This is a genomic window from Duganella sp. Dugasp56 (assembly GCF_047304105.1).
Lineage (GTDB): Bacteria > Pseudomonadota > Gammaproteobacteria > Burkholderiales > Burkholderiaceae_D > Rugamonas > Rugamonas hordei.
Window position 1 is genome coordinate 59,668 of record NZ_JBGLYQ010000038.1, and the last position, 10,650, is coordinate 70,317.

Genomic DNA, 10,650 nt, shown 5'->3' on the forward strand with positions numbered 1-10,650 from the left:
CCTAGCCCAGATGATGCCAGCGCAGGTACAGCTGGAAACCCAATACCCCCAGGCCGAAGGCGCCGGCGAAATAAATCACAAAGCTCAGCAGGCGATTGGTGCGCTGCTGTTCGTGGATCAGCACTCTCATCAGCTCGGCATTGTCGGACGGCTTCTCGCCCTGCTGTTCCAGCGCGCGGTGCAGCAGGCGCGGCAGTTGCGGGATGATGTGGGTGTAGCGCGGCGCCTCGGCCTTCAGGCGCTGCCACATGCCCTGCCAGCCGACCTGCTCTGCCATCCAGTTTTCCAGGTAGGGCTTGGCGGTCTTCCACAGGTCCAGGTCCGGATCCAGCTGGCGGCCCAGGCCCTCGATATTGAGCAGCGTCTTTTGCAGCAGCACCAACTGCGGCTGCACTTCGACGTTGAAGCGGCGCGAGGTCTGGAACAGGCGCAGCAGGATCTGGCCGAAGGAGATGTCCTTCAGCGGACGGTCGAAGATCGGCTCGCAGCAGGCGCGCACGGCGGACTCCAGCTCGTCGACGCGGGTTTCCTTCGGCGCCCAGCCGGACTCGATGTGCGCCTCGGCCACGCGCTTGTAGTCGCGGCGGAAGAAGGCCAGGAAGTTCTGCGACAGGTAATCCTTGTCGAAGTCGTTGAGCGTGCCGACGATACCGAAATCCAGCGCGATGTAGCGGCCGAAGGTCTCCGGCTCGATCGACACCAGGATGTTCCCCGGATGCATATCCGCATGGAAGAAGCCGTCGCGGAACACCTGCGTGAAGAAGATCTCGACGCCGTCGCTGGACAGCTTTTTCAAGTCCACGCCGGCCGCCTCCAGGCGGTCGATCTGCGACACCGGTATGCCGTGCATGCGCTCCATCACGATCACGCTGTTGGAGCAATAATCCCAGTACATTTCCGGCACCAGCAGCAGCTTGGATTCGGCGAAGTTGCGGCGCAGCTGGCTGGCGTTGGCCGCCTCGCGCATCAAGTCCAGTTCGTCGTGCAGGTACTTGTCGAACTCGGCGACCACTTCGCGCGGCTTGAGGCGCTTGCTGTCGGCCCACACGCGGCCTATCCACTCGGCGGCGATGTGCATCAGCGCCACGTCCTCGTCGATGGATTTCTTCATGCCCGGACGCAGCACCTTGACCGCCACCTGCTTGCCGTCCCGCAGCGTGGCGAAGTGCACCTGCGCGATCGACGCCGACGCCACCGGCGTGCGCTCGAAGGTGGCAAATAATTGATCTGGATGCGCACCCAGCGATTTGCGGATCTGCGCGATCGCCAGGTCGGAGTCGAACGGCGGCACGCGATCCTGCAGGCGCGACAGCTCTTCCACCAGGTCCAGCGGAATCAGGTCGCGCCGGGTCGACAGCACCTGGCCGAACTTGACGAAGATCGGCCCCAGCTCCTCCAGCGCCATGCGCAGGCGCACGCCGCGCGGCGCCGACAGGTCGCGCCAGAAGATCACCGTGTCGATCAGCTTGGCGACGCGCGGCTTCTTCAGGCCGGACATGGCGATTTCATCGAGGCCGTAGCGAACCGATACCCGCAGGATCTTCAGCAGGCGTAAGAATTTCAACATCATTGGGAGTCCAGTTTTTGTACCAATTTTTGTTCCAGTCTGGCCAGGCGCTTGGCGGCGCGCTCGACGTCGTCGCGCAGGCGCACCACGTCGGCCGAGAATTCCTCCACCGCCTGCGGACGTATCAGCACCGGCTGTTCATCGAGCAGGAATTCGGCCACGTTCTCGGCCAGCTTGCGGTGGCCGGTCTTGACCGCCTCGAAAGCGGCGCGGGCGCCGGACACGGCGCGCACGGCGGCGATCGGGCCCACCAGTTTTTCCAGGTCGTATTCGGCTTCCCAGCGCAGCGACTTGCTCAAGTTGGAAATCGCGTTGGCGAATTCGGCGTCGCCCTCGATCTGCACATAGGAAAACGCCCGCTCGCGGTTTTGCGCGATCAGCGGCAGGTCGGACAGCTTGACGCGGATGGTGACGCGGGCCGGCTCGTCGGCAGGCGCCGCCGCCAGCATGCCGTCGGCCGTCACCAGCAGGCGCAGCACGGCGGCGCCGGTGTCGATGGCGGCGACCTTGCCGGCGTGGCGCAGCAGCTCCTGGCGCGCCCACGGCTCTTGCGCCAGCAGGTGGTTGATGGCGGCGCTGACCGGCGCGGCGGCGGAAAACTTGCTTAGGTTCGGTGAAATCATTCTTGAGCCGTTCAAAACAAAACCGCCCGGAAATACGGGCGGTCTTGATCTTACCAGTTTGCCGGGCGGGCCGGCGGTTATGCGAGCTGTTGAATACCGGCCAGCATCCAGCCGGTGGCGCCGGAAACCGGCTTCGACAGGTTCCACACTTCATTGAACGGCTCGGCCAGCGCGTCCGGCGCCGGCTTGATGCTGCCGGTGAACTTGACGCTCGCCAGATACTCGCTGCCGCTGGTCTCGATGCCCAGCAGCTCGGCGTCGATGGCGACGACGTCGGTGTAGTCCTTTTGCGCGCCGCGCTCGGTGATCTGCATCTTCAGTTCGGCAAACACCTCAGGCGTGGTGAATTCGCGGATATCGGCCACGTCGCCCTTGTCCCAGGCCGCCTGCAGGCGGATGAAATTGGACTTGGCCACGCGCAGGAACGACGGCGCGTCGAAATCGGCAGGCACGCCCCACGGGGTGTGCGCCACCGGCGCGGCGACTTGCGGTACCGGCTCGGGCTGCAGGCGCGAGCCGATTTCCGGCGTGGCGCTGCCTTGCGGCGGCATCGCATACACGTTCTGGCTGCCGCCGAACGCCGCCGCGGGCGTTTGCTGCTTGCCGCGGAACAGGCGCGCGATGAAGAACACCACGCCGGCCAGCAGCGCCAACATGATCAGCGAGCCGAAGATGCCGCCCATCGCGCCACCCAGGCCAAAGTGCGAGAACAAGGCGCCCAGGCCCAGGCCCAGCAGCGCGCCGCCCAGGATGCCTTTCCATGGGCTGGCCGGCTTGGGCGGGATCGCGGCCGGCGGCGTGCCGGGAGCAGGCGCCGGAGCGGCCTGGCGCGGCGCCTGCTGCGGCGCGGCGGCCGGCGGCATGCGGCTGACGTTTTGCGACTGGCGTCCGATCGAACGGCCGCCGCCCATCGGACGGGCGGTCGCCTCGGCCAGCATGGACAGTGCGGACACGGCCAGCAAGGCGCCGATCAGGATTTTCTTGATGTTCATGGTGCTCCTATGACTACAGTTTGATACCGGTGTGTAAAGCGGCCACACCTGCCGTCAGGTTGTAATACGTTACGCGTTCCAGGCCCGCCGCTTCCATCATGGTCTTCAGCGTTTCCTGGTCCGGATGCATGCGGATCGACTCGGCCAGGTAGCGGTAGCTTTCGGCGTCGTTGGCGATCTTCTGGCCCATCCACGGCAGGATCTTGAACGAATAGAAGTCGTAAGGCTTCTGCAGCGGCTCGGCCACTTTCGAGAATTCCAGCACCAGCAGCTTGCCGCCCGGCTTCAGCACGCGGCGCATTTCCGCCAGCGCCTGGTCCTTGTGGGTCATGTTGCGCAGGCCGAAGGCGACGCTGACGCGGTCGAAGTAATTGTCCGGGAATGGCAGCTTTTCGGCGTCGCACAGCAAGGTGGGGGTCAACAGGCCGCGATTCAAGAGGCGGTCGCGGCCGACGCGCAGCATCGATTCGTTGATGTCGGTGAGCCAGACTTCGCCGGTCGGGCCGGCTTGCTTGGCAAACACCTTGGCCAGGTCGCCGGTGCCGCCGGCGATGTCCAGGCACTTGAAGCCGGGGCGCACGGCCGCGTTGGCGATGGTGAAGGTCTTCCACAGGCGGTGCAGGCCGGCCGACATGACGTCGTTCATGATGTCGTACTTGGCGGCGACAGAATGGAAAACCTTGGCGACTTCGCGGACTTTGTCGTCTTCCGCGACGGTTTTGTAACCGAAGTGAGTGGTATTGGTCATGGTAGGCAGGCCTGTTAGTTTGCCTGCATTATACAAGCGCGGCGGCGGATCGTTTGTTTGATCCACCTAAAGCCTGAGCCGGATGAACGGCCTAAGCTGGACGAAGCCGCCGCCCAGGCGGATCGCTAGCGAGGTCCGCCATGCATCCCACCATCTATCTCGATACTTCGGTCGTCCGCCATCTGACCGATCCGCCCAGCACTAATCCGATCACCCGTGCATGCCAACAATTAACCCACCTCTGGTGGGATACACGCTGCGTTCCGAACAGGACGTACGTTTCGAAATATGTGATAGCGGAGATAAAACGCGGAGATCCGCTGCGCATGGCCCATCGCTTGAAAATCATCGAATTACTGCCCCGATTTCCCGATAGGGATAGAACCAGAGGCATTGCTGAACTTTTAATCAGCGGCGGAGGTCTAAAGGCGACAGCTATGAAGTCCGCCGAGCACATTGCTTGTGCAGCACAGAATCGAAGCGAAATCCTGCTGACATGGAACTGCCGTGATATAGCAAACGCGGAACAGCTCCGGCTTCTTCGAATACTGATGTATGCGCATGAACTATATCTTCCTGAGCTAGTCACTCCCTTTGAGCTAATGGAGAATCGCTATGAAAATATATGATGTCGAAATCCCCGCCGACCTGGAAATTCCCGAACTGGATGCAAAAACGCGGACAGAGATCGATGCGGTGCACGACGAACTTGAACGCCGCGAGGAAGAAGTCAACCGGCAAGCCGAGCTGCCTCCATACACTGGCGGCCAATCTCCCGAAGCAGCGGATCCATATCCACCGCCGTCCATTAATGTTGCAGCACTGCGCCAACTGCCACCGCATGTGCGCGCGATCTTTGCTTACGTGCTGCGTGAGCATGTTACATACTGATCTTTAGTGCTTGTGGCCGCAGCCTTTGTGGTTGTGCGAACCGGGACCGGTCAGCGTGACGCCGGTTTCGCGGCCGCTGTCGCCTTCGAAGCCGGAGGCGTGCAGGCGGTCCATGTAGTTGGCCCACAAGGCTTCTTTTTCATTGCCCAGCTTGTAAAGGTAGTCCCAAGTGTACAGCCCCGTGTTGTGGCCGTCCGTGAAGGTCGGCTGCACGGCGTAGTTGCCGACCGGGTCCATCGCGGCGATGCCCACTTCGCGCTTGCCCACTTGCAGCACTTCCTGTCCTTCCCCGTGCCCCTTCACCTCCGCCGACGGCGAATACACACGCAGCAGTTCGAACGGGATGGAAAACGAGGCGCCATCGTCAAACTCGATGTCCAGCACCTTGGACTTGTTGTGGACGGTCAGGCCGGTCGGTTGCTTGCTCATGTTTATGCTTTCAGACGTTCGATAATGGCGGCATGCAAGGCCGGCAGCAAGGCGCGGCGCGCGGCCAGCACCTCCGGCGACGACGCACGCAGCGCCACCGCCCACGTCGGGTTCGGGAAATGCGCGTCGTTCGCGTAGCGCGGTATCACATGCCAGTGCACATGCGGCGTCATATTACCAAAACTGGCCAGGTTGATTTTTTCCGGCGCCATCACGGCGCGCTGCGCGGATTCCACCGCCCACACCACGTCCATCACGCGGCTGCGTTCGGCCGCCGACAAGTCCGTCATTTCCTTGACGTGAGCATGCCACACCACGCGCGTAAAGCCCGGATACTCCGCCTCGTCCACGGCGACCACCGACAATTGATGGTCGCCCCAGATCAGCGCCGGACCAGGCGCCTCAAGCAGCTTGCACAAATCGCAGGCCATTACACCAGCACCCGCTCGATGCCGCCGTCGTTGGCGCGCTTGACGTAGTCCGGCATCCAGTTCTCGCCCAGCAGGTGCTTGGCGATCTCGACCACGATGTAGTCGGCCGTGGTGCCGGCATCCTCGCTGTAGCGCGACACGCCGCCCAGGCAGGATGGGCAGCTGGTGAGGATTTTCACCTCGCCGGTGAAGCCGTCGGCGCGCAGCTTGTCGGCGCCCTTGATCATTTCCTCTTCCTTGCGGAAGCGCACCTGCGTGGCGATGTCCGGACGCGACACCTGCAGCGTGCCGGAATCGCCGCAGCAGCGGTCGTTCTTCTCGATCTTGACGTTGTCCACCGTCGAAATCAGCGCGTTGATGGTCTTGCCCGACTCCTGCAGCTTCATCGGATTGTGGCAAGGCTCGTGGTACATATAGCGCGTGCCGTTGACGCCTTCCAGCTTGACCTGCTTTTCCAGCAGGTATTCATGGATGTCCATGATGCGGCAGCCCGGGAAGATCTTGTCGAACTCGTAGGTCGCCAGCTGGTCGTAGCAGGTGCCGCACGACACCAGCACGGTCTTGATGTCCAGGTAGTTAAGCGTGTTGGCCATGCGGTGGAACAGCACGCGGTTGTCCGTCATCATCTTCTCGGCCTTGTCGAACTCGCCGTTGCCGCGCTGTGGATAGCCGCAGCACAGGTAGCCGGGCGGCAGCACGGTCTGCACGCCGACTTCCCACAGCATGGCCTGCGTGGCCAGGCCCACTTGCGAGAACAAACGCTCCGAGCCGCAGCCGGGGAAGTAGAACACCGCTTCCGTATCGGCGTTGGTGGTCTGCGGATTGCGGATGATGGGGATGACCTTGTCGTCCTCGATATCGAGCAGCGCGCGCGCCGATTTCTTCGGCAGGTTGCCCGGCATTTTCTTGTTGATGAAGTGGATCACCTGCTCGCGCACCTTGGGCTTGCCCACGGTCGGCGGCGGCGCCTTGGTCTGCTTCTTGGCGAATTTCTTCAGCACGTCGTGGCCCAGGCGCTGGGCCTTGAAGCCCCAGTTCGACATCACCTGCCGGGTGGCGTTGATGGTGGTCGGGTCGGTCGCGTTCAGGAAGAACATGGTGGCCGACAGCGCCGGCTTGAAGCTCTTCTTGTCCATCTTGCGCAGCAGGTTGCGCATGTTCATCGACACCTCGCCGAAGTCGATATTGACCGGGCATGGGGTGACGCATTTATGGCAGACCGTGCAGTGATCGGCCACGTCCTCGAATTCTTCCCAGTGCTTGATCGAGATGCCGCGGCGGGTCTGCTCTTCGTACAGGAAGGCTTCGATCAGCGACGAGGTCGCCAGGATCTTGTCGCGCGGCGAGTACAGCAGGTTGGCGCGCGGGACATGCGTAGAGCAGACAGGCTTGCACTTGCCGCAACGCAGGCAGTCCTTGACGCTGTTGGCGATCTCGCCGATATCGCTTTGCTGCATGATCAGCGATTCGTGGCCCATCAGGCCGAACGACGGCGTATAGGCGTTGGACAAGTCCGCTTCCATGCCTGCCAGGTTCAGCAGCTTGCCCTTGTTGAAGCGGCCCTCCGGATCGACGCGCAGCTTGTAGTCGCGGAACGGGCCGATTTCTTCCTCGGTCAGGAATTCCAGCTTGGTGATGCCGATGCCGTGCTCGCCCGAAATGACGCCGTTGAGCGAACGGGCCAGCTTCATGATGCGCGCGACGGCCTGGTGCGCCAGCTGCAGCATCTCGTAATGGTCCGAATTGACCGGCAGGTTGGTGTGCACGTTGCCGTCGCCGGCGTGCATGTGCAGCGCCACGAACACGCGGCCGCGCAGCACGCGCTTGTGGATGGCGGTGGCCTCGTCGAGGATCAGCTTGTAGGCGGCGCCGTTGAAGATCTGGCGCAGCTGGGCGCGGATTTCCTGCTTCCACGTGACGCGAATGGTGCGGTCCTGCACCACGTCGAACAGCGTCGCGTCGGCCTGCGTTTTCAGGCGTTCTTCGAACACCGGCAGCAGCCGCTCCATTCCCAGCGCGGACAGTTCGCCGGTGACGGCGGCCAGCGGCTTGTCCAGTCCTGCCAGCAGATAGGTCCAGCGCGCCTCGACCTGCGCCAGCAGCGCTTGCGCCTGCTCCACGCGGTCGCCCAGCATTTCCTCGTCGCCCACGGCATCGTCGGCGTCGTCGCTCTTGCCGACCGGCAGATTGCCGGCGGCGAAGAACTGCTGCAACTCGTCGGTCAGCTGCAGCTTGTTCTTGATCGACAGCTCGATGTTGATGCGCTCGATGCCGTCGGTGTATTCGCCCATGCGGTTGAGCGGGATCACCACGTCTTCGTTGATCTTGAAGGCGTTGGTGTGCTTGGCGATGGCGGCGGTGCGGGCGCGGTCCAGCCAGAATTTCTTGCGCGCCTCGGCGCTGACGGCCACGAAGCCTTCGCCGACGCGGGTGTTGGCGATGCGCACCACTTCCGACGCGGCCAGCGCGACCGCGTTTTCGTCGTCGCCGACGATGTCGCCGAACAGCGCCATCTTCGGCAGCACGCCGCGCTTAGACTTGGTGGCGTAGCCGACCGCGCGCAGGTAGCGCTCGTCCAGGTGCTCCAGGCCGGCCAGGCGCAGCGAGCTGAATTGCTCGCCCTTGGCCGGCAAGCCGTCCAGGTAATCCTTGATCTCGACGATCGACGGAATCGCGTCGCGCGCCTGGCCGAAGAACTCCAGGCAGACGGTGCGCGCGAACTTCGGCATCTTGTGCAGGATCCAGCGGCCCGACGTGATCAGGCCGTCGCAGCCCTCTTTCTGGATGCCCGGCAGGCCGGCCAGGAATTTGTCGGTGACGTCCTTGCCCAGGCCTTCCTTGCGGAACTTGCGGCCTTCGATTTCCAGGATCTCGGTCTTGAACGGATCGCCCTTGGCCTCGCCGCGCGCGGTCGGGTGGGTCCATTCCAGCTTGAAGCGGGCCAGCGGCGTGTCGTGGATCTTCGACAGGTTGTGGTCCAGGCGCGTCACTTCCAGCCAGTCGCCGTTCGGGTCGACCATGCGCCATGAAGCCAGGTTGTCCAGCGCGGTGCCCCACAGCACGGCCTTCTTGCCGCCCGCGTTCATCGCGATGTTGCCGCCGATGCAGGAAGCGTGGGCAGAGGTCGGATCGACCGCGAACACAAAGCCGGCCTTCTCGGCCGCTTCGGAAACCTTGTTGGTGATGACGCCGGCGCCGGTGTAGATGGTCGCGTATTCACGGTCCAGGCCCGGCAGCACTTTCATTTCCACCGCGCCCATGTTGAGCAGCTTCTCGGTGTTGATGACGGCCGACATCGGCGTCAGCGGAATGGCGCCGCCGGTGTAGCCGGTGCCGCCGCCGCGCGGGATGATGGTCAGCCCCAGTTCGATGCAGCCCTTGACCAGGCCGGCCATTTCCTCTTCGGTGTCGGGCGTCAGCACGACGAACGGATATTCGACGCGCCAGTCGGTGGCGTCGGTCACGTGCGAGATGCGCTTCATGCCGTCGAAGCAGATGTTGTGCTTGTCGGTATAGCGGCCCAGTACCTTGTAGGTGCGCTTGCGCAGGTCGTAGGTCTGCTTGAATTCTTCGCCGAAATCGGCCACGGCCTTGCCGGCCGCGCGCAGCAGCTTGACCACGTTGGCGCTGCGCTGGCGCTGCGCCTCGTCGTCCGCGCCGTTGCCCACGCCTGCGCCAGTGTCGTCGACGGTCAGGCGGCGCTTGTCCACCTCGGCCAGGCGGTGATGCAGCGCGGCGATCAGTTCCTGGCGGCGTTTCGGGTTGTCCAGCAGGTCGTCCTGCAGGTAGGGATTGCGGCGTACCGCCCAGATATCGCCCAGCACTTCATACAGCATGCGGGCCGAACGGCCGGTCTGGCGCGCGCCGCGCAGTGCATCAAGCAAGCTCCACGATTCCTCGCCCAGCAGCCGGATGACGATCTCGCGATCGGAAAACGACGTGTAGTTGTAAGGAATTTCACGAAGGCGCGTCGCCTCCGGACCGTGGGGCGTTTCCGCCATCAAAGCTTGGATTTGTGCAGGGGCATTCATTGTGCGATTGGACTTGTAGACTGAACCCGGGAGGGCCATTCTAGCGTATTGCGGCGCACCACGCCGGAACAGCCTTAGGCCGCCAAGGGGCTATCGGCAACGCTCGCACCCACCAGAAATTCGAAAATCTTCCGACTTAGTGGCATATAAGGGTGAATACCAATTATAAAACTGAATGAAATTTAAGCGGAGGCGCTTCTGGCAATATGATAGATTGCACCAAATTAGCCCAGCATTTGGCCGATCCGGTGCCATACGCCGTCCGGCACGTACAACAGCAGCGTGGTCATGGTCAGGTAGCGCAGCAGTTTTCCGACCGCCATATAGGCGATGCTGGGCCAGAACGGCAGCCTGAGCCAGCCGCCCAAGGTGCACAGCGGATCGCCGATGCCGGGCAGCCAGGCCAGCAGCATGGTCTTGGCGCCGTAGCGCTCCAGCCAGTGGAACCAGCGGCTCTTGCGCTCCTTGGCGAAGGTTTGCTTGGCCTGGTAGCCCATCCAGTAGTCGACGGCGCCGCCCAGCGTGTTGCCGACGGTGGCGACGCCGATGGCGCTCCAGAAGACGGCGGGATTGGCCTTGATCACCGCGAACACGGCCGGTTCTGAGCCCAGCGGCAGCAAGGTGGCGGAGATGAAACTGATGATAAAGACCGAAGTCAGGCCCACTTCCGGCGCCGCCAATACGTGCAGCAGCCAGGCAATTGCAGATTCGATCATCGGTTTCTTTGAGCGGGAGGAAAGGTGTCCATTATAATGAAGCACACACCGCACGCTTGAACAGTCCGGTCGCGCGCCCATCCGCGCGCGGCCGCGCCCCTGCTCCACCCGGTCACCCGCCGGATAGTTAGCATCGAACGAGAATCCGGGGGGGGGGGGGGGGGGGGGGGGGGGGGGGGGGGGGGGGGGGGGGGGGGGGGGGGGGGGGGGGGGGGGGGGGGG

At 63.3% G+C, this 10,650-nt stretch carries 10 protein-coding genes; 2 read left to right on the plus strand and 8 right to left on the minus strand.

Going from position 1 to position 10,650, the window contains the following annotated elements; all coding sequences use genetic code 11:
* Position 1 precedes the first annotated feature (1 nt).
* From ubiB to ubiE, 4 genes are all read right to left on the minus strand, one after another.
* Positions 2–1,570, minus strand: coding sequence for a ubiquinone biosynthesis regulatory protein kinase UbiB (gene ubiB / locus ACCD07_RS23975; protein WP_413448771.1), 1,569 nt, complete (start codon positions 1,568–1,570; stop codon positions 2–4).
* A complete protein-coding gene (locus tag ACCD07_RS23980) occupies positions 1,567–2,190 on the minus strand; it encodes an SCP2 domain-containing protein (RefSeq protein WP_413448772.1) in 624 nt (207 codons plus the stop codon). Before ACCD07_RS23980 ends, ubiB begins: the two co-directional genes overlap by 4 nt.
* Positions 2,191–2,267: 77 nt before the next feature.
* Positions 2,268–3,182: a Tim44 domain-containing protein gene (locus tag ACCD07_RS23985; RefSeq protein WP_413448773.1), complete on the minus strand. Its 915-nt coding sequence runs from the start codon at positions 3,180–3,182 to the stop codon at positions 2,268–2,270.
* Positions 3,183–3,195: 13 nt separating this feature from the next.
* Positions 3,196–3,930, minus strand: coding sequence for a bifunctional demethylmenaquinone methyltransferase/2-methoxy-6-polyprenyl-1,4-benzoquinol methylase UbiE (gene ubiE, locus ACCD07_RS23990; RefSeq protein ID WP_176655322.1), 735 nt, complete (start codon positions 3,928–3,930; stop codon positions 3,196–3,198).
* 140 nt (positions 3,931–4,070) lie between these two features.
* Between ubiE and ACCD07_RS23995 the strand changes: the two genes are divergently transcribed.
* Both ACCD07_RS23995 and ACCD07_RS24000 read left to right on the plus strand, forming a co-directional pair.
* Positions 4,071–4,559 (plus strand): hypothetical protein, encoded by a 489-nt coding sequence (locus ACCD07_RS23995; RefSeq protein ID WP_353405001.1) that lies wholly within the window; start codon positions 4,071–4,073, stop codon positions 4,557–4,559.
* A complete protein-coding gene (locus ACCD07_RS24000; protein WP_413448774.1) occupies positions 4,546–4,821 on the plus strand; it encodes a hypothetical protein in 276 nt (91 codons plus the stop codon). The genes ACCD07_RS23995 and ACCD07_RS24000 overlap by 14 nt, the downstream gene beginning before the upstream one ends.
* Positions 4,822–4,824: 3 nt before the next feature.
* Here ACCD07_RS24000 and ACCD07_RS24005 read toward each other — a convergent pair whose 3' ends face one another.
* The 4 genes from ACCD07_RS24005 to ACCD07_RS24020 all read right to left on the minus strand — a co-directional run bounded on the left by ACCD07_RS24005 (position 4,825) and on the right by ACCD07_RS24020 (position 10,428).
* Complete coding sequence (locus ACCD07_RS24005; RefSeq protein WP_176655321.1) at positions 4,825–5,250, minus strand: gamma-butyrobetaine hydroxylase-like domain-containing protein; 426 nt, start codon at positions 5,248–5,250, stop codon at positions 4,825–4,827.
* Between the two features lie 2 nt (positions 5,251–5,252).
* Positions 5,253–5,681 carry an HIT family protein gene (locus ACCD07_RS24010; RefSeq protein ID WP_413448775.1) on the minus strand — a complete coding sequence of 143 codons (429 nt, stop codon included), beginning with the start codon at positions 5,679–5,681 and terminating at the stop codon, positions 5,253–5,255.
* Positions 5,681–9,712, minus strand: a complete 4,032-nt coding sequence (locus ACCD07_RS24015; protein ID WP_353404994.1) for a DUF3683 domain-containing protein — start codon at positions 9,710–9,712, stop codon at positions 5,681–5,683. Before ACCD07_RS24015 ends, ACCD07_RS24010 begins: the two co-directional genes overlap by 1 nt.
* A gap of 224 nt (positions 9,713–9,936) precedes the next feature.
* Positions 9,937–10,428: a YqaA family protein gene (locus tag ACCD07_RS24020; RefSeq protein WP_413448776.1), complete on the minus strand. Its 492-nt coding sequence runs from the start codon at positions 10,426–10,428 to the stop codon at positions 9,937–9,939.
* Positions 10,429–10,650: the final 222 nt, after the last annotated feature.